This window comes from Micromonospora sp. NPDC050397 (assembly GCF_044901685.1).
Classification (GTDB): domain Bacteria; phylum Actinomycetota; class Actinomycetes; order Mycobacteriales; family Micromonosporaceae; genus Micromonospora_G.
In genome coordinates, this window is the sequence record NZ_JBJDPS010000009.1 from 228,943 (window position 1) to 248,005 (window position 19,063).

General features: G+C 70.6%; 16 protein-coding genes. 10 read left to right on the forward strand and 6 right to left on the reverse strand.

All coding sequences use genetic code 11. From position 1 onward, the window contains the following. Window positions 1–43: 43 nt before the first annotated feature. The 3 genes from ACI2K4_RS26115 to ACI2K4_RS26125 form a co-directional block, all read right to left on the reverse strand. Window positions 44–3,910, reverse strand: a complete 3,867-nt coding sequence (locus ACI2K4_RS26115) for a phosphodiester glycosidase family protein (RefSeq protein ID WP_404515000.1) — start codon at window positions 3,908–3,910, stop codon at window positions 44–46. 303 nt (window positions 3,911–4,213) lie between these two features. After that, on the reverse strand, window positions 4,214–5,104 hold the full coding sequence (locus ACI2K4_RS26120) for an alpha/beta fold hydrolase (protein ID WP_404515002.1): 891 nt from the start codon (window positions 5,102–5,104) through the stop codon (window positions 4,214–4,216). A 128-nt stretch (window positions 5,105–5,232) separates the two neighbouring features. Beyond that, window positions 5,233–5,988, reverse strand: a complete 756-nt coding sequence (locus tag ACI2K4_RS26125; protein ID WP_404515004.1) for a hypothetical protein — start codon at window positions 5,986–5,988, stop codon at window positions 5,233–5,235. Between the two features lie 47 nt (window positions 5,989–6,035). Between ACI2K4_RS26125 and ACI2K4_RS26130 the strand changes: the two genes are divergently transcribed. From ACI2K4_RS26130 to ACI2K4_RS26145, 4 genes are all read left to right on the forward strand, one after another. Beyond that, window positions 6,036–6,440, forward strand: a complete 405-nt coding sequence (locus ACI2K4_RS26130; protein WP_404515006.1) for a winged helix-turn-helix transcriptional regulator — start codon at window positions 6,036–6,038, stop codon at window positions 6,438–6,440. A gap of 60 nt (window positions 6,441–6,500) precedes the next feature. Further along, complete coding sequence (locus ACI2K4_RS26135) at window positions 6,501–7,055, forward strand: TetR/AcrR family transcriptional regulator (protein WP_404515008.1); 555 nt, start codon at window positions 6,501–6,503, stop codon at window positions 7,053–7,055. Window position 7,056: 1 nt separating this feature from the next. After that, window positions 7,057–9,222: an MMPL family transporter gene (locus tag ACI2K4_RS26140; RefSeq protein ID WP_404515010.1), complete on the forward strand. Its 2,166-nt coding sequence runs from the start codon at window positions 7,057–7,059 to the stop codon at window positions 9,220–9,222. 246 nt (window positions 9,223–9,468) lie between these two features. After that, on the forward strand, window positions 9,469–10,818 hold the full coding sequence (locus ACI2K4_RS26145) for a glycosyltransferase 87 family protein (protein ID WP_404515012.1): 1,350 nt from the start codon (window positions 9,469–9,471) through the stop codon (window positions 10,816–10,818). Between the two features lie 21 nt (window positions 10,819–10,839). Here ACI2K4_RS26145 and ACI2K4_RS26150 read toward each other — a convergent pair whose 3' ends face one another. Continuing rightward, window positions 10,840–11,460, reverse strand: a complete 621-nt coding sequence (locus tag ACI2K4_RS26150) for a TetR/AcrR family transcriptional regulator (protein WP_404515014.1) — start codon at window positions 11,458–11,460, stop codon at window positions 10,840–10,842. 217 nt (window positions 11,461–11,677) lie between these two features. Here ACI2K4_RS26150 and ACI2K4_RS26155 point away from each other — a divergent pair, with 217 nt between their 5' ends. Then, window positions 11,678–12,718 carry an aldo/keto reductase gene (locus ACI2K4_RS26155; RefSeq protein ID WP_404515016.1) on the forward strand — a complete coding sequence of 347 codons (1,041 nt, stop codon included), beginning with the start codon at window positions 11,678–11,680 and terminating at the stop codon, window positions 12,716–12,718. 83 nt (window positions 12,719–12,801) lie between these two features. Here the strand turns inward: ACI2K4_RS26155 and ACI2K4_RS26160 are convergent, their stop codons facing one another. Continuing rightward, window positions 12,802–13,872 (reverse strand): class I SAM-dependent methyltransferase, encoded by a 1,071-nt coding sequence (locus tag ACI2K4_RS26160; RefSeq protein ID WP_404515018.1) that lies wholly within the window; start codon window positions 13,870–13,872, stop codon window positions 12,802–12,804. Window positions 13,873–14,079: 207 nt separating this feature from the next. Here ACI2K4_RS26160 and modA point away from each other — a divergent pair, with 207 nt between their 5' ends. Genes modA through ACI2K4_RS26175 form a run of 3 tightly spaced genes read left to right on the forward strand, consistent with a single transcriptional unit; the run spans window position 14,080 to window position 16,847 of the window. Next, window positions 14,080–14,880, forward strand: a complete 801-nt coding sequence (gene modA, locus ACI2K4_RS26165) for a molybdate ABC transporter substrate-binding protein (RefSeq protein WP_404515020.1) — start codon at window positions 14,080–14,082, stop codon at window positions 14,878–14,880. A 27-nt stretch (window positions 14,881–14,907) separates the two neighbouring features. Continuing rightward, the gene (locus ACI2K4_RS26170; RefSeq protein ID WP_404515034.1) at window positions 14,908–15,729 is read left to right on the forward strand and encodes an ABC transporter permease; all 822 of its coding nucleotides are present in this window, start codon (window positions 14,908–14,910) and stop codon (window positions 15,727–15,729) included. 59 nt (window positions 15,730–15,788) lie between these two features. Continuing rightward, entirely contained in the window at window positions 15,789–16,847 is a 1,059-nt protein-coding gene (locus ACI2K4_RS26175) for an ABC transporter ATP-binding protein (protein WP_404515036.1), read from the forward strand. Between the two features lie 4 nt (window positions 16,848–16,851). Here ACI2K4_RS26175 and ACI2K4_RS26180 read toward each other — a convergent pair whose 3' ends face one another. After that, window positions 16,852–17,970 carry an aldo/keto reductase gene (locus tag ACI2K4_RS26180; protein WP_404515022.1) on the reverse strand — a complete coding sequence of 373 codons (1,119 nt, stop codon included), beginning with the start codon at window positions 17,968–17,970 and terminating at the stop codon, window positions 16,852–16,854. 246 nt (window positions 17,971–18,216) lie between these two features. Between ACI2K4_RS26180 and ACI2K4_RS26185 the strand changes: the two genes are divergently transcribed. After that, window positions 18,217–18,564 (forward strand): winged helix-turn-helix transcriptional regulator, encoded by a 348-nt coding sequence (locus ACI2K4_RS26185; protein ID WP_404515024.1) that lies wholly within the window; start codon window positions 18,217–18,219, stop codon window positions 18,562–18,564. Further along, window positions 18,561–18,812 (forward strand): hypothetical protein, encoded by a 252-nt coding sequence (locus tag ACI2K4_RS26190; protein WP_404515026.1) that lies wholly within the window; start codon window positions 18,561–18,563, stop codon window positions 18,810–18,812. The genes ACI2K4_RS26185 and ACI2K4_RS26190 overlap by 4 nt, the downstream gene beginning before the upstream one ends. The last annotated feature ends 251 nt before the right edge of the window (window positions 18,813–19,063 follow it).

Below are 19,063 nucleotides of genomic sequence, written 5' to 3' on the forward strand. Positions count from 1 at the left end.
CCGCTGTTGATGCTCGCGGGCGGGTCGCCGCCCGCGTCCGGAGCTACTCGGTTCCGGGCAGACCGGCCGGGACCAGGTACGAGGCCGGGCCGTCCCCGTCCAGGGTCCACCAGTGGAACCTGGTGCTCGTTCCGCTCAGCGCCACCGAGTCACGGCGCTCGACCGTGTTGGTACGGAAGACCAGCGACGCCGTCGAGGTCACGTCCGGCCGGGTCGGGGTGAAGCGCACCGACACCGTACAGGTGTGGCCCGGTGCGATCGAGCGACCCGAGCACTGGTCACGCTCGACCCGGAACACGTCCCGGTCACGGTCGGCACCGGTCATGCCGCGCGGGTCCGAGCCGGTGCCCTCGACATCGGTCGAGGAGACCCGCAACGTCTGGTCGCCGGTGTTGGTGACGGTGACGGTGCGTACCTGACCGAAGGTGCCGACCGGTTGCGTGGTGAACACCGGGGTCTCGGCGGAGAACTTCGGCCCGGCGGGTGCGGGCGGTCCGACCTGGATGGTCTTCGAGGTGGTGATTGGTTCCAGCGAGGCGTCGTCGACGTACTGCCGCATCGAGTCGTTTGTCACCGAGATGGTCACCGAGCCCCGACGCAACGCGGTCAGCGTCCGCGTCACCGGGTCGAGGATCGCGACCTTGCCGGCCCGGCGGGCATCGGCGACGGCGGCCTCGCCGCTGCCGATCGCCAGGCTCGGCGACCCGGTCCAGTGCACGGACATCGGGTACCGCAGCGGCACGACGCGCGAGCCGGTGGACACCCCCGACGGCTGTACGATGCTGCCGCTGAGCTGCGCCGTCTTGCTCACGTCGAGCGTCTCCGGCGCGTTCAGCGTGATCGACTGCGCGAACGGCCGCACGTCCGCCTCCAGCCACTGCTGGTTCGCGGGGCTGCGGCTGTCCACCGACCAGTTCACCCAGCCGGTGAAGCCACCCCGGTCCGGCGTGCCGTACGGGTCCTTGCCCGACGACGGCAGCACCACGTACGGAACGCCTTCGACCCGGTGGACGTTGGCGATCTGGGCGTGGGAGCCGAACATGGCCGCGCCCTTGCCGGTCTCGTCGCGGAAATCCGTGAGCAGCTTCTCGACGAGGGCGACCTCGTCGCGGTCACCGAGTTGGCTGGACTTCGTCTCGGCCGGATCGTCCACCGGGTGGTGGGCGGTCACCACGACGTTGCGCACCGACGGGTCGCGCTTGGCGTCGTCGAGCGCCTTCTTCATCATCGGCAACTGCTCCCAGGCCGTGCCCCGCAGCGTGCCCAGGGAACTGGCCAGCAGGATGAACCGGGTGCCCTTGTGGTCGAACGTCCGGTACGGCTGCCCGAACTCGGCCTTGAACGCCGTCAGGTCCGACTGGGTGTTGTTGAGCCCGTAGGACTCGTGGTTTCCCGGCACGTAGTAACAGGGCACCTTGCCGGTACGCGGGTCGGGCGTGCTCTGCTCGGCCGGCTCCTGGCCGACCGGGATCAGGTCACACCCGCCGTCGGTCAGCACCTGCCGGGCCAGCGCGAGATCCTGCGGCAGACCCCGGTCGGTGATGTCACCGTTGAGGATCACCAGGTCCGGCTTGGTCTGACGGATCCGCCGCAGGGCGGTCCGCGCGACCTCGGACAGACCCGGGTTGTCCGCGGTGAACTGGACGTCCGACAGCGTGGCGAAGGTCCAGGTGCCGGCGCCGCGCGGCAGCGAGCCGTCCGGCGACACCAGTCGGTCCGGCAGCAGATCCGGCTGCGCCGGGAGGTCTGCCGACGTCGGCACGTCCGCCTCGACGCGGTCGAGCACGAACGTACCCGCGCGCTGCTGGGGCACGCTGGTGTTGATCCCCTGGAAGCTCGACACCGAGATCGGGAACACGGTGTTGGCGGGGAACGTGAACGTGGCGTACTGCCAGTCGTCGCTGGCCACCAGGGCGGTGCCGTAGACGCCCGTGCCCTTGCCGTTGGCGTCGGTGTAGCCCAGGTAGGTGAGCCCGCTCGGCACCGCGATGCTCGACTTGATCCGCATCCGTACGCGCAGCGGCTGTCCCGGCAGCGTCACCCGGTTGGCCACGGAGGTCGCGGCGATGCCAACGTTGCGCATAGCGGCGAAGTCGATCTTCAGACCGTCCGCGTCCTTGGAGAACGTGGTCGCCGCGGTGCTGTTGTTACGCCACCGGGCGAGCACGTCGTCGTCGAAGTCGTACACGGTCACGTTCTGCACGCCGACCGTGATCGGCAACTGCGCCGACCTGCCGGCGACGGAGATGGTCAGGATCGTGCCGGCGGCCTTCAGCGGCGTGATCTTCAACTTGCCCGCGGCCGGCCGGACGTCGACGACGCTGTGGTCGTAGTCGAGCGTGAGGTCGGCCGGATCGACCGGAGCGGTGTAGCCCTGGTCGTCCCGGCCGCTGACGCCGACCGTGGCCGCGGCGTCGGGCGTCACGTCGGCGATGGAGAGGCGACCGGTGGAGAGCTCCACGTTGTCGAGCTTGCCGAGCACGTCGACCTTTGTCGAAGCGACCGTGCGGCCGACGGTGGCGCTGACCGAGATCGGTCCGGACGCGCGGGACGGGGCCTGCAACACGCCGGACTTCACGGTCGCGCCGACGGCACGCCAGCCGACCGACTTCGGGTCCACCGCGACGGGCGTCTCGTGGTTGTCGACACCCTGGGCGACCAGGGGACGGCGCAGGCCCGGGAAGACCTTCACGGCACCGTCGCCGGAGGCGCCGTTCGCGGCCGGCTTGACCAGCAACTGGTGGAGCTTGCCGTCACCGGGTGCGACGAACACACCGACGCCGTTCGGGTCGTTGCGCTCCTGCCCGTCGGACGGAACGTTGCGTACGGTCGCGTCGGTCACACCCAGCGCGCGGGCGACCATCGTGGTGGAGCCACCGCCGTCCAGGTTGACCGCCGTCTGCACACCCATGGCGGCGAGGTCGCGGGCCTCCTTGTCGATGCCGACGCCGCCCTTGCCGGTGCCGCCCGGACCATCCCAGGTGGCCAGTACGAGAGTGCGTCCGCCGTCCTTGAAGCCGAGCGCCGTACGCGGTGCGATCGAGGTGTCCAGGCCGGGAACGACCTTGCCGCCGGAGACGATGGTCCCACCGTTACCGAGCGCGAACTTCATCGTCTTGGCCGCGTTGTCCGAAAGCTCGTACGCCAGCGTCACCGGGTCGCCCGGCCGCAGCGCGCGCAGCGCGGTCGCGGCGGCGTCGCGACCGACGAGCACGAAGCTGTCGTCCGGAATCGCGCCCGAGCCCGCCGGCCCGGTCGGCGCGACGGAGACGACCTTGCCAGCGGTGACCAGAACCTCGGCGATCAGGCTGGCGTCCACGCCGCTGAGCCCTCGGTTGCGGCTGTAGGTTCCCCAGGCCGGGGTGAAGGCGATCAGGCCGTCGGCGGGTACGCCGGCGCCGTTGGCGGCATTGAGCGAAAGGACCTTGTGGTCCGTACCGGCGAAGTTCGCCTTCGACGCGACCGCGAGGTCGACGAGCTGGGCGATGCCGTCCCGGCTCACTCCGACGTGCTGCCGGCCGCCGATGTCCGCCGTCTTCAGCAGCTGGCCGTTCTGGATCTCGCCGCCGAGCGCGGCGTTGCTGTTGCCGATGTCGAAGAACTCGCCGTTGACGCCGGCCACGGCGCCAGCCTTGTTGGCCGCGACGCTGAGCGGGCCACCCGACGCGACCGGGCCCGAGGTCAGCAGGTCCGTGCTGACCGCCTTGTTCGACAGGTCCACGGTCAGCACCTGGCTGTCGTACCAACCGTTCTGGTCGAGCGCCTTGACGTGCTGCAGTCCGATGCCCGGACCGATCTTCTCGTTCGTGTTGACCAGCGGAATCCCGCCGGTAACGGGTGCGTCCGGCTGACCCGGGTGGGCCTGCGCGGCCGCCGGGGACGCCATCAGCGTGACCGCTGCGGCGAGCACGCCCACCAGCGGCGTGACACGCCTGACGGTTAAGACCTTCGATCTCACTGGGATCCTCGACTCACTAGACGGCGGCCGACAAGGCCCGCGCCATGCCCCGCTCGACGCGGGGATCGAGTCGACGCTAGTGATCTTGACCAAATCCCAGATGAATCACCTCTGACCAGGCAATGAATGTCCAACACGGGGCTGTACGGCGCCCGCGTGCCGGACGAATCGGGCTCGCGACGGAGCCCGTCGCCCAGTTCGAATGGCACATCGGCGCCCTCGGTGTTCAGGCGGTCGAGCAGGGCATGACCCGCCTCACTCGGGGTCGCGATCCGGGTCCAGGACCTCGCGCAGACGTACCGCGAACTCCTCGGGCTTGCCCGCGTAACCGAACTGGCCACCGAGGAAACCGCCGTGGTGGCTCGGGAACACCACCGGTTCCCGACCGAGCAGCGCCGCGAGGCCCACGGCGCTACGCGCGGTGTAGGTCCCCGTCGACTCCTCGCCGACCCCGATCACGATCCGGGTCGGTGCCGAGGTGAGCACTCCGGCGTCGGGGCGGTAGTCGGTGACCGCCCACGAGTTCTTCGACAGCAACGGATCGTCACGGCTGCCGTCGTCGCCACTCGGCATGCCGAACATCGCCGGGTCGGGCGTGGGCTGGGCGAAGTAGGCGTCGGTGAACTCGCCCTGCCAGGAGGTCATGGCGATGAACGCGGCCATGCCCGCCCCGAATCCCTTCGCCTCGTACGCCTCGTTGAAGGCGGCCCGGGCTCGATCGGCGGCCACGGCGTCGGGGAGCACGGCGTTGATCGGCGGCTCGTGCGCCACCAACGTGACGACGTCGCCGGGGTGGGTCGCGACCAGTTCGAGCGCGGTCACCGCACCCCCGCTGCTGGCGAACAGGTCGACCGGGCCCGCGTCGAGCGCCTCGATCAGGAGATGCAGGTCGGCGGCCTGTTGCCGCGGCGTGTGGTCGGACCGGCCGTCCTTGCGGACGCTGCGGCCGAGGCCACGCGGGTCGTAGGTGACGACCGTACGGTCCGTGAAGTGCTCGGCGAGCGCCTCGAAGCCCTCGGCGGTCATCGGCTGACCGATCATGAGCAGCGCGGGGCGCCCGCCGGACGGCGGTAGCGGGCCGCGGACGTCGTAGACCAGGTCGACGCCGGGTGTGGCAAGGGTGTACGTCTGCTGCGCTTCTGTCATGCCGGTGAGACTACGGCCGCTCCGAAGCGATCGAGGTCCGGTGACACGATCAGCGCGTCGGCCTTCAGTCGGCGGTGACTTCCGTCGCTGATGGCTTCGGCAGGCGGTGACTTTAGTGGGGGCGGCCTTCAGTCCGGGGCGGCCAGCTCGGCGAGACGTGAGTAGAGCCGGGCTGCCGCGCGGTGGTCGAACTCCGGACGGGTCAGCGGCACCGGCCTGCCTCGGCGTAACGCGGTCAGCGGTGCGGTCGGCGGTTGGGCCAGCAGGGTGGCCAGACGCTCGGCCGTGGCGTCGGTCGAGGCGCCGAAGACGGCGGCTGCCGCCCCGACGAGTGCGCGCGTGGGCTGGGTGAACTGACGGTGCATACCGCTGTTGACGAACAGCGGGTTGTACAGGACGTACCGGATCCGGCTGTGCGGGTCGTGCGCGGCGAAGCCGACGCCCAGCAGGTCGTTGGCCCGCGCGCCCTGCATGGTGGCGTTGAACAGGCTGTACCCACGGCTCAGTTGCAGGTCGTCCCAGTGGATGTGGCCAGCCGGTATCCCGCCGGTGCCACTGAGGTTGAGGACGATCGCCTCGGCGGCGCGGTCCAGTGCCGGGCGGAGCAGTTCGGCGAGCAGGTAACGGCTGAGCACACCGATCGCGAACGTCTGTTCCAACCCCTCGTCGGTGACGATTCTCCGGCGGTCGAAACGCCCCGCCGCCAGCACCAACACATCGATCTTGTCGGGTAGCCGGGACACCAGGGCGGCGGTCTGTCGGATCGACGTGAGATCCGCGTCGGCACTGCCCAACGCGAGGACCCGGTCACCGGCCCGCCGAAGCCTGCCGGCAAGGGCACCGCCGATTCCACGTGTCCCACCCGCGATCACCACTGTGCGCATACTTCATCGTGGATCCCGTTCGGCACGCCGCGAAAGAAGGCACCTTCATGTCACCGGTGCTCCCCCTCCCCGTGACCGAGGCCGACCGTGCGGCCTGTACGGCGACGGACGTCCTGCGGCGCGTCGGTGAGAAGTGGAGCGTGCTGCTGCTCGCCGTGTTGCACGAGCGGCCGTACGGCTTCAACGAACTCGACCGCACCGTCCAGGGGCTGAGCAGGCGGATTCTCACCCGTACGCTGCGCGCGCTGGAGAGCGACGGGTTGGTCAGCCGCCGACGGACACCGGAGCGGGTCGAGTACGCGCTCACCGACCTGGGCCGCTCGCTCCTCCCGTTGATTTTGGCCCTGGGCGAATGGGCCGTCGCACACGCGCCGGAGATCGAGCGGGCGCGAGCCTCGACCCGGGGCGGCGTGAACCAGCACGGCGGGGGCACGGGCGTGGGGATCGGCTGACTCATCCCCATCATGGACTGACCGATCGGTCAGGCATACTGGTGGACGGAGGTGATCGCGGTGACGCGCAACCACACCCGCGAGGACATCCTCGCCGAGGCGGCTCGACTCTTCGCGCGAGGAGGCTTCAAGGGCACCTCGTTGCACGACATCGCGGTGGCGGTCGGCTGCTCCAAGGCAACCCTGCTCTACCACTTCGCCAGCAAGGACGCCCTGCTCGTGGCGCTCGTCGAACCCGCCATCGAGGAGCTGCGGGCGTTGGACGACCGACTGGCCGTCCTGCACGGGGAAGACGCGCGACTGGTCGCCGTCAACGGCTTTGTCGACCTGGTGCTGCGCTACCGCCGAGAGGTCACCCTCGTCTACGACAGCCTGCAGGTCTCCGAGATTCCCCGGTTCCCCGGCATCGACGCCCTGGCCGAACGCCTGGTACGCGCCTTCGCCGGCCACTCCCCCGACCCGGTCGACGACATCGCCGCTCGGGTGGTCCTCAGCGGCATCTGCACCGTCGTCATCGAACACGCCGACTCCGGCGGCATCGACCTCCGCGACGCACTCACCACGGTGGCCGAGCGGGCGGTTTCATCCCAGGTTCGACCTCGACAAGAAAGTTGACATGGCAACCATCCTCTACCGGCTCGGCCGGGCATCGTTCCGACGCCGCCGGCTCGTCGTCGTGCTCTGGCTCGTCGTGCTCGCCGCACTGGGCGGCTCGGCCGCCGCGTTCATGGGTGAGACGTCCGACAAGATCTCCATTCCCGGCACCGAATCGCAACGCGCGCTCGACGCCCTCGCCCGCGAGTTCCCGGAGGCGTCCGGCGCCACCGGCGCGATCGTGCTCGCCGCGCCCGAGGGACGGCAGCTCTCCGACTACCGCGCCGCCGTCGACGGGCTCGTCGCCGAGGCGGCGGGACTGTCCGGTGTGGTCGGTGCGGTCAGCCCGTTCGACGCGAGGTCGGTCTCGGCCGACGGGCGGTACGGGCTGCTCCAGGTGCAGTTCGCCGAACGGGCCGACAGCGTCACCGAGGCGCAGCGCACCGCGTACGAGGAGAGTGGCGCCGCCGCGCAGGCCGCCGGGCTGCGCGTCGAGCACGGTGGCGAGGTGATGTCGACCCAACCGGAGATCGGCAGCATGGAAGCGTTGGGCGTCGTCGTCGCGCTCGTGGTCCTGCTGGTCACCTTCGGCTCGCTCGTCGCCGCCGGCATGACCATGCTGACCGCACTGATCGGTGTCGGTGCCGGCATGGCCGGCCTCTACGCCCTGAGCGGCGTCGTGTCGCTGACCAGCACCGCCCCCGTCCTCGCCCTGATGCTGGGCCTGGCGGTCGGCATCGACTACGCGTTGTTCATCAGCTCCCGCTACCGCCAGAACCTCCTCGACGGCCACGAGCCCGAGGAGGCGGTCGGGCGTGCGGTCGGCACCGCCGGTTCCGCCGTGGTCTTCGCCGGTGTCACCGTGGTCATCGCCCTCGCCGGCCTGACCGTGGTCAGAATCCCGTTCCTCACCACCATGGGGCTCGCCGCCGCCGGCACCGTCGCGGTCGCCGTCCTCGTCGCGATCACCCTCCTGCCGGCGTTGCTCGGCTTCGCCGGCCGCAGGGTGCTGCCCCGCGCGCAGCGCGGCACCAACACCGCCGTGGCGTACAGCGAGGGTTTCGGGTTCCGCTGGGCTCGCCTGGTCATCAAGCTGCGCGTACCCGTGATCCTGGTGGCGATCCTCGGCCTCGGCGCGCTCGCGCTGCCGGCGGCCAACATGCGGCTGGGCCTGCCCGACGCGAGCGCCGCGCCGGTCGGCACCCCGGCCCGCGACGCGGCCGACCTCACCGAGGAGGGCTTCGGCGCCGGCTTCAACGGCCGTCTGATCCTCGTGGTGTCGAGCGAGGACCCGGCCGCCACCGCGTCCACCGCGCAGCAGGTCACCACCGCGCTGCAAGGCACGAAGAACCTGCTCGCGGTCGCCCCGCCGAACCTCAGCCGGGACCAGAAGACCGCCCTGCTCGCGGTCATTCCCACCACCGGCCCCACCGACGCGGCCACCGAGACGCTGGTGCACGAGGTCCGGACCAAGGCCCGCGCGGTCGGCGGTGCCGACATCGCGCTCACCGGTCAGACCGCCATCGGCATCGACGTCTCCGAGAAACTCTCCGACGCCATGCCCTGGTACCTGCTGCTCGTCGTCGGCCTCTCGGTACTCCTGCTGATGCTGGTGTTCCGGTCGATCCTCGTGCCGATCAAGGCGGCACTGGGCTTCCTGCTCACCGTGGGCGCGACCTTCGGCATCACCGTCGCCGTGTTCCAGGAGGGCCACCTGGCCGGTCTGCTCGGCGTCGACACCCCCGGCCCGCTGGTCAGCTTCCTGCCGATCCTGCTCATCGGCATCCTGTTCGGGCTTGCCATGGACTACGAGGTGTTCCTGGTCTCACGGATGCGCGAGGACTACGTACACGGGGACACCCCGCGCCAGGCGACCATCAACGGCATGGGCCACGGCGCCCGGGTGGTGACCGCCGCGGCCCTCATCATGACGTCGGTCTTCGCGGGCTTCATCCTGGTCCACGACCCGGTCATCAAGAGCATGGGCTTCGCACTGGCACTCGGCGTCGCGGTCGACGCCTTCGTGGTCCGGATGACAATCGTGCCCACGGTCATCTCGCTGCTCGGCCACGCCGCCTGGTGGCTGCCGGCCTGGCTGAACAAGCTCCTACCGAACGTCGACATCGAGGGCGAGGGACTGCGCGCGCAGCTCGCCGCCGAGCCGCAGCGGGAGCGCGTCAGCGTCTGAGCCCTCCGGCACGACGGCACCCGGCGCGGCACCGGCCGGGGCACCGGGGACGGCCTTCCGCCCGAATCTCCCCGGCGCCCCGGCCGTTCGCCGTCACGTCGCCGAGCGGTTCCACCGGCGCACCGACGGGTACGGGCGGGAGCCGGAATCCGTTGCCGCGAAACAGGTTTCGGAACGGGAGAACCGAGCCGGCCGCCGGTCTACAATCCTTCCGCCGACATTGACCTTGACGGATAGGTGGAACGGGTGTCGACAACCGATCTCGTGAGTGGACAGTCGCGGTCCAGGAGCCGATTCTGGGCGACAACCGGTGCGGTCGGGGCCTGGGTCGCCACCCGGGCGGTATTCGTCCTGATCTACGCGAATGTCATCAAGGCCCCGGTCGGGAACGTCTTCGCCGACGTAGCGCTCTACCAACGCTGGGGCGACGCGCTGCTCGACTGGCGGATTCCGCTCGACGACCCGATGTGGCAGTACCCGCCGGGAGCCGCCGCGCTCTTCTGGTCCCTGCGCCGCATCTCCGGGGACTCGGCCGGCGCGTTCGAGATCACGTTCTTCACCCTCGCCCTCCTCGCCGACCTGCTGGTCCTGCTCGTCCTGCTCCGGCTCGCCCGTGGCGAGGGGCTACTGCTCGGCGCCTGGGCCTGGGCGGTCGTCGTTCCGCTGCTCAACCTGCTGACGTACGCCCGGTATGACATCTTCGCCACCGCGACCGCCGTCGTCGCGCTCGCCGCCACGGTCCGGCGTCCGATCGTCGCCGGCGCGGTGATGAGCGTCGGCGCGCTGGTGAAGGTCTGGCCGGCGCTGCTGCTGATCAGCTCCAGACCACTCGGTGGGCTCCGGCCGGTCCTCGGCGGCTTTGCCGTGACACTCGCCGTACTCGGCGGTGCCCTCACGCTCGCCTTCAGCAACGCCTGGTCCGGCTTCACCGGCAACCAGTCGGACCGCGGCCTGCAGATCGAGTCGGTCGGCGCCACCCCACTGGTCCTGACCCGCCTTCACGACCACACCATCGAGATCCGGTACGTCTACGGCGCGCTGGAGTTCGTCGACCATCCGTTCGTCCGGCCCGCGACCGTCGTGCTGCCCGTACTGACCGTGCTCGGCCTGGGCGTCCTGGCTGTCTGGTGGCTGGTCAGGGGGCGGCGAGTCGTCTGGACCAGCGCTCTCGGCTTCGACATCGCCCTGCTCACGGTCCTGATGACGGTGGTGACCAGCCGGGTCTTCTCCCCGCAGTACATGCTCTGGCTGATCGGCGTGGCAGCGGTCTGCCTCAGCCGCCGGGACACCACCCAGCGCGTCCCGAGTGCCCTGCTCATTGTCGCGACCGCCCTGACCAGCGCACTGTTCCCGTGGTACTACGCGCAGGTGTCGGCGGATCCCGACTGGCCGGGTACGGCGTTGCTGGTGGTCCGGAACGCGCTCGTCGTGACGGCACTCGGGGTCGGCCTTTACACGCTGACCCGTGGTGCGCGGACACCACCGGGTGCCGGGTCGCCGTCGTCGGGCCGGGTCACGACCGGCGGGACCGGTGGCGGCGCCCCGACCGACCCGGACGACCACGCCCCACGACCCGCGACGGTGGCGGTGGACTGAGCGCTCCGCACCGACGGGCGCTCAGTCCGACGGACGACGGTAGGCGCCGTACCACCAGATCAGGGCTATCTCGCGGGCGAACGAGGGGTCGTCGGCGGGGTCCCCGACGGTGATCTGGTCGAGGATGGCTCGCTCGCCGCCCACGACGATCACCCGGGTGGCGGTGACCGGGTCGAGGTCGCCGGGGGTACGACCCGCCTGCTGCTCGTCGCGCAGACCGGCGATCGTCCGATCGGTGAAGGGGGTGAGTCCCTGGTTCCAGAAGTCGCGCACGTTCGTGTCGTAGCTGGCGACCTCGAGGATCGCCCGCAGGACCGGAGCCTGGGCCCGGTAGGCCCGCAACACCTGCAAAAAGGCGTCCGTGAGGCGTTCGACCCCGTCCTCCGGCTGCCAGGCGGACGTGATGTGGAACGACGTGTCGAACATCGTCGCGGCAAGCCGCATGAGCAGATCGATCTTGTCGCGGAAGTGACTGTAGAAGGTCGAACGGGCGACGCCGGCCTCGGTGGAGATCTGCTGCACACCGATTTCGGTGAAGTTCGCGCCGTTGATCAGAAGACGTCGGGTCGCGGCCAGGATCTCCACCTCGGACGAGGCGGGTTGCCCGGAATTCGGGCTGCGTCGCCGGGTGATCGAAGGCATGTCGGGATCCTACTGTCGCTGCTGGGCCGCTGATTTCAGGCCGTTCTCTCCGGCCGCACCCCCACCGAGCACCACACTACACCGTGTCCGGGCAGGATGTAGCATGGATTCCGGACGCCATGTCCGGACGATTCGGCCGGACACTGCGTCCGGACAGACACGCGACATGGGTCATCCAGCACTCTGAGCTAACCAATCGTGACAAAAGGGGCGACCAGTGAAATACCGTCTTTTGGGCCGTACCGGGGTGTGGGTTTCCGAGATCTCCCTGGGCACGATGACATTCGGCGGCAAGGAACACCCGGTTTTCCGCCCCATCGGCGGACTCGGACAGGACGAGGTGGACCGGGTTGTCGGCACGGCACTCGACGCCGGGATCAACTTCATCGACACCGCCGACGTGTACGCCGACGGCGAGAGCGAGGAGTTGCTCGGCCGGGCGATCGGGAACCGTCGGCGCGACGTGGTGCTCGGTACCAAGTTGATCGCTCCGGTCGGTCCGGGACCCAACGACCAGGGGCTCTCCCGGATGCACGTGATGCGGTCGGTGGAGGACAGCCTGCGCCGACTGGGAACCGACTACATCGACCTGTACCAGATCCACAACTGGGACCACGTGACGCCGATCGAGGAGACGCTGAGCGCGCTCGACGACGCCGTACGTCAGGGCAAGGTCCGCTACATCGGCTCCTCCAACCTCGCCGCCTGGCAGATCACCCAGGCGCTGGGCGTCTCCGCCCTGCACGACCAGGCGAAGTTCGTCGCCAACCAGGTGCACTACTCGCTGGTGTCGCGCGACGCCGAGCGCGACCTGGTGCCGATGGCCCAGGACACGGGACTGAGCCTGACGGTGTGGAGCCCGCTCGCCGGCGGATTCCTCACCGGCAAGTTCGACCGCGGCGGCGTGACCACCGACCAGGGCTCCCGCCGGTCCCAGAACGGCTACGACTTCGTCCAGTTCGACGAGGAGAAGGGGTTCCGGATCGTCGACGTACTGCGGTCCGTCGCCGCGCGGCACGAGGTGAGCCCCGCCCGGGTGGCGCTCGCCTGGCTGCTCGCCCAGCCCGCCGTCACCAGCGTCATCGCCGGTGCCCGGAAGCTGGAACAGCTCACGGACAACATCGCCGCCAGCGAGCTGACCCTCACCGCACAGGATCTCGCCGAACTCGACGAGGTCAGCCGGTTGCCGGTGGCGTACCCGAACTGGATCCAGCAGGGGTTCGCCCCCACCCGGATCCCGGCCGCCAACGCCGCCTGACCCGGCGGTTCTCGGGTGCCGGATACCGAGCGGTCCGGCCCGGCACCCGAGCGGAACACCGGTGACCGGTGACCCGGCGCGGGTCAGCCCCGCTGGCGCACGGCGGTGGCGAAGAACCGGTGTGGTGGGTCGTCGTAGCCGAGCAGCCGCCAACCGGCCCGCGCGGTCGTCCCACGCAGCCGGGTTTCGGCCAGGGGCTCGTCGGGACGGAGCGGGCGACCGTGCCGGGCGGCGAGCGCGGCCCGACCGGAGGGGTGGAAGAGCACGAGTCGCCCGCCGGGCCGGGTGATCCGGGCGAGTTCCCGCAGGCCGGACTCGGGGTCGGGCAGGTGGGTGAGCAGGCCCGCGGCGAACACCGCGTCGACCGAGGCGTCGGCGAGCGGCAGGTGCCGGGCGTCGCCCAGGATCAGGTCGGCGTCGGCCCGACCGGCGTGGGCGTGGGCGGCGGTGAGCATCTGCGGCGTGAGATCCAGACCGATGACAACACCGTGGGGACCGACCGCGTCCCGGAGGGCGGGTAGCGCTCGACCCGTACCGCAGCCGATGTCGACGACAACACCGCCCTCGGCGAGACCGGCCTCGGTGACGGCGGCGGCGTAGGCGGGCAGGTCGTCGCCGAACTTCGTGTCCCAGGTCGCCGCTCGGGTGGCGAAGAAGGCCCGCGACTCGCTGAGGTACCAGCGTTCCTGTGGGGCGAGACGGTCGGCGAGGTGGCGGATCACCGGCCAGGTCGGGTCGTGCAGGTCGACGACGATGTCGCACTCCGGGCCACGGCCCCCGTTCGTCGACGGACCGACCGGCGGGGTACGGAGCCAGACGACCACGTCCCACTCGCCGGTGGGCGGACGCGCCCGCCAGCGTGGGCCGTCGGCGACGGCGACCGTGTCGACGGTCCCGTCGGCACGCCAGTTGTCCTCGTCGACAACAGGCGCGCGGTCGGTCAACCGGGCACACGGCCGTCCACCCCGGTGCAACGCGTCGGCGAGCCGGTCGGCCACGACGGCCGCGTGCGCCGTGCCCCCGTCGACCACCACGGTCACCGCGCCCGCCGGGAGGGCGTTGGTGACGTGGGCGAGGACCTCCGTCCACCGCCGGCTCTGCTCGTCGGTCAGGGTCTGCCACGCCGGTAGTGGCGACACCGGTTCACCAGCCATTACCCCATCATGCAGATACGGCCCGGATATGGGAACACCGGGCCGAGGATACGGCCCGATCAGCCCACTAACGCTTGCAGTTGCGGTGCACTAAGGTGTCCAACGCAACGCTGTTTCGGATCGGTGGCGGTCACGGTCGTCGACATTCACCACCGCCACGGTGGAGATGGCCGCCCTGACCACCGGGAATAGAGGGAGGACCAGCTTGTGAGAGCACGACGGTTCCGCACCGTACTGACCGCGCTCACCGCAGTGGTGGCGCTGGGTCTCACCGGTTGCGGCGGCGACGCCGACACCGCCAGCCCACAACCTGGCAGCGGCAGCCCCGGCGTCACCGGCACGATCACCGTCTTCGCGGCCGCGTCGCTGACCGAGTCGTTCACCACCATCGGCAAGGACTTCGAGGCCGCCAACCCCGGCGCCAAGGTCACCTTCAGCTTCGCCGGCAGCTCCGCCCTCGCCACCCAGATCAACCAGGGCGCCCCGGCCGACGTGTTCGCCTCCGCCGCCCCGGCGAACATGAAGACCGTCACCGACGCCGGCAACGGAGGCGGCACCCCCACCACCTTCGTCAAGAACCAACTCGTCATCGCCGTGCCGAAGGGCAACGCCAAGGGCGTCACCGGACTCACCGACCTCACCAAACCCGACGCCAAGGTCGCCCTCTGCGCCGAACAGGTTCCCTGCGGCGCGGCGGCGAAGAAGGCCCTCGACGCCGCCGGGGTGAAACTCACCCCGGTCACCCTGGAACAGGACGTCAAGGGCGCCCTGTCCAAGGTGAAACTCGGCGAGGTCGACGCGGCACTGGTCTACCGCACCGACGCGAAGGCCGCCACCGCCGACGTCGACGGAATCGAGTTCCCCGAGTCTGCCGGCGCGATCAACGACTACCCGATCACGGTGTTGAAGAGCGCCCCGAACAGGACCGGCGCCGAGGCGTTCATCGCGTACGTGCTCTCCGACGCCGGCAGGTCCGTGCTCACCCAGGCCGGCTTCCAGGCCCCGTAGCACGTGTCCCGCAACGACGGAACCGAGGTGGTGGAACGGTCGACCGTGGCCGTTCCACCACCTCGCCGACATCAGCGCGTGCCGGTCGCGCTGCTCGTACCCGCCGCACTCGGCCTGCTGTTCCTGGTGCTGCCCCTGATCGGGCTCCTGGTCCGTACGCCGTGGAGCACGCTGCCGCAGCGACTCGCCGAGCCCGGCGTACTCACCGCGCTGTGGCTGTCGTTGCAGACCGCCACCCTCGCCACGCTGCTCTGCCTCGCGTTCGGCGTCCCCCTGGCCTGGCTGCTCGCGAGGGTCGAGTTCCCCGGCCGCCGGGTCGTACGCGCACTCGTCACCGTGCCACTCGTACTGCCGCCGGTGGTCGGCGGCGTGGCGCTCCTGCTGGTCTTCGGCCGCCGGGGCCTGCTCGGTGGCTGGCTCGACGCCACCTTCGGCATCACCCTGCCGTTCACCACCACCGGGGTCGTGCTCGCCGAGGCGTTTGTCGCCATGCCGTTCCTGATCATCGCCGTCGAGGGTGCGCTACGCGGCGCGGACACCCGCTACGAGGAAGCCGCCGCCACCCTCGGCGCCGGACGGTGGACCACCTTCACCCACGTCACCCTCCCCCTCGTCGCCCCCGGCATCGCCGCCGGGGCGGTCCTCTGCTGGGCCCGGGCACTCGGCGAGTTCGGTGCCACCATCACCTTCGCCGGCAACTTCCCGGGCCGGACCCAGACCATGCCGCTCGCCGTCTACCTCGCCCTGGAGACCGACCTGGAGTCGGCGATCGTACTCAGCCTCATCCTGCTCACCGTCTCCGTCGCGATCCTGGCCAGCCTCCGCGACCGATGGATCACCAGCCCATGACCAGACCCGTCCCCGCCGCCCCGGTGCCCGCGACCGGCCGGGCGACGTCGACCGACCCGATGCTCGACGCCCACCTCGTCGTCGACCGGGGCACCTTCCGGCTCGACCTGCGGCTGCGGGTCGAGCCCGGCGAGGTCGTCGCCCTGCTCGGGCCGAACGGTGCCGGCAAGACCACCGCGCTGCGTACGCTCGCCGGGTTGGCCCCACTGACCGCCGGGCACATCACCCTCGGTGGCGTCGACCTCGACCGGCCCGACCACCGGACCTGGTTGCCGACCGAACGCCGCCCGATCGGTGTCGTCTTCCAGGACTACCTGCTCTTCCCGCACCTCAGTGCGTTGGACAACGTCGCGTTCGGTCCCCGGCGCCACGGTGTCGACCGGCGGACCGCCCGCGAACAGGCGGCCGGCTGGCTGGACCGGATGGGGCTGGGCGCGTACGCCCGACGCAAACCGCGTCAACTCTCCGGCGGCCAGTCCCAACGGGTCGCGCTCGCCCGCGCGCTCGCCGTCGGGCCGGCACTGCTGCTGCTCGACGAACCCCTCGCGGCGCTCGACGCCCGTACCCGGTTGGACACCCGGGCAGAGTTGCAACGCCACCTCGGCGAGCACAGCGGCGCCGCCCTGCTGGTCACCCACGACCCGCTGGACGCCCTGGTCCTCGCCGACCGGCTGGTCATCGTCGAGGAGGGCCGGGTGGTGCAGGAGGGCGACGCCGCCACCATCACCGCCCGGCCACGGACCGACTACGTGGCTCGCCTCGTCGGGCTCAACCTCTACCGGGGCCACGCGGACGGGGCGAACGTCCGCGTCGGTGACGACTTCACCATCGCCACCGCCGACCGGCACGACGGTGACGTCTTCGTCGCCTTCCCGCCCTCGGCGGTGGCCCTGCATCCCGGCCGCCCCGAGGGCAGCCCCCGCAACACCTGGTCGGCCACCATCACCGGCATCCAGCGCCACGGCGACAACCTACGGATCCAACTCGACGGTCCGATCGGGGTGGCCGCCGACGTCACCCCGATCTCCGCCGCCCAACTCCAGCTCGCACCCGGACAACCCGTCTGGGCGGCGGTCAAGGCCACCGAAACCCGCGTCTACCCCGCCAGCGCCCCATGACCGTTTACCGCGAGCCGGAGCCGACGTCCGACCGGGTGGCGCCGTTGAACACGGAGGGCGCGTAGCCGGCCGGCTTGTCGCCGATGCCGAGGCCGGGGCTGACGATCCAGGACTGGTATTCCGGGGTGAACATCGAGTACAGGGCCGGCACCTCCGGGGCGCTGGCCTCGTCGAGCCGGGCACGCAACTCCTGCGGGATCTCGAAGTCGAGCGCGGCCATGTTGCTGTCGAGTTGCTCGGCACCACTGGCCCCGATGACCACCGACGCGACCCCCGGCTGGGTGGCCACCCAGTTGACCGCCACCTGAGCCATGCTCCGACCGAGGTCGGACGCCACGCCTTCGAGCGCGTCGATCACCCTCCAGTCGTTCTCCTTGATCCGCAGACCCGAGCCGCCGGAGGTGCCGAGTCGTCCGATGCCGGAGAGGCCGTTCTCGGTCCGCCGGTACTTGCCGGTCAGCAATCCGCCACCGATCGGGCTCCACGCGGTGAGCCCCATACCCAACGACTGCGCCATCGAGGTGAACTCCGACTCGATTCCCCGGTTCACCAGCGAGTACGGCAACTGCAACGTGATCAACGGCGTCCTCGTGTGCGCCTCGGCGTACGTCTGCGCACGGGCGGCGTACCACGCCGGCACATCCGACAGCCCCGCGTACCGGATCTTGCCCGCCCGGACCAGGTCGTCGAGGGTGTGCACCACCTCCTCGACCGGGGTGATCCGATCCCAGGTGTGCAACAGGTACAGATCGAGGTAGTCCGTACCGAGCCGACGCAGCGACGCGTCCAGAGCCCGCACGATGTGCTTACGCCCGTTCCCACTGGCGTTCGGATCACTCGGATCGATGCTGTTGGTGAACTTGCTCGTCAGCACCAGCCGGTCCCGCACCCCCGCGCGGGCCACCAACCGGCCGAGGATGCTCTCGCTCTCCCCGGCGGTGTAGAAGTCGGCCGTGTCGACGAAGTTGCCGCCCGCTTCCAGATACCGGCGGAAGATCGGCTCGGCCTCCTCCTCGGTTCTGCCGTACGCCGCGTGGAACCCACCCGTACCGAAGTTCATCGTGCCCAACGCCAACCGGCTCACCCGCAACCCGGACCGGCCGAGCAGGTAGTAGTGGTTCACGGAAATCCTCCCCCTGTGTCTACCGGCCCTGAACGGACCGCCGGGTCACCACACTGGCGCCGAAAAAATGGACCCGCAAGTCCAAAGGCGGGGCGCGGACCGTGACCCGCATGACCGGCCGGAGCACGCGTACGGGGGCGGCCGAAGGAATCTCGCGGAGGTCACCGGACACAGAGCGTGCCGCAGCTCACCCGGTTCGGCGAGAGCCCGGCTGAACACCGACGGTGGGCGTACGTCGGGGAAAGGGTGAGCGACCTGTTGACCACCGCGACCCCGCTGTCGCCGGCCCTCGATCTGATCTTCACACGCTGGACGCCGCACATCGTGTGGCTGCTGGACCGCGACGGTCCCCTGCGCTTCGGGGACCTGCGCCGACGGCTGGCCCCGTTGGACCCGGCGATGCTCGCCGAGCGCCTGTGCGAGATGGAGGCGGTCGGGCTTGTCGAGCGCAACTTCCACCTGCGGTGCTCGCCCCGGGTCGAGTACGCGCTCACCGGCCTCGGCGATTCGGTCGTGCCGGTGCTACGGGCCGTGGAGACGTGGTCGGCCGCTCACCTGCGACCAGGCACCCTGACCGAGGACGTCAAAAAATGAAGTGGATCAATTACCTGTGGCGGGCGTTGGCCGCCCTGGGCGAGGCGGACGAGTTGTTCGCATACGCCGGGCAGGCCCGACCTTGGCAGGAGTGCAGTATCGACCTGTCGGACGATGCCGCCGTACGCGCGGCCTTCCGCTCGATCGTCGAACGGGAGTGGGGCATCGTCCTGCGGGACCGGTCGCCGCGCCGCTACCCGGACAACAAACCGCGCCGGACCCCACCGGACCGGCCCGTCACGCCCTGACGTACCCCCCGGGGCGCCCGGACCTGGCCCGGTAGCGGCGCTCGACCTCCCCGCGACCGTCACGGCGCCGCAGCCACCCGTGCCGCGACCACACTCAGCCACCGACGTCACTCAGCCACCGGACGTGGGGCGGCCCCCCCCCGGGCCCGCAGCCGGTGCCCCGGCGGGGGGTGGGGCCGCGCCCCCGCGGGGGGCACCCCCCCCGTGGGGGGGGGGCGGGGGGCGGCCCGGCGCCCCCGCGCACGATGCCG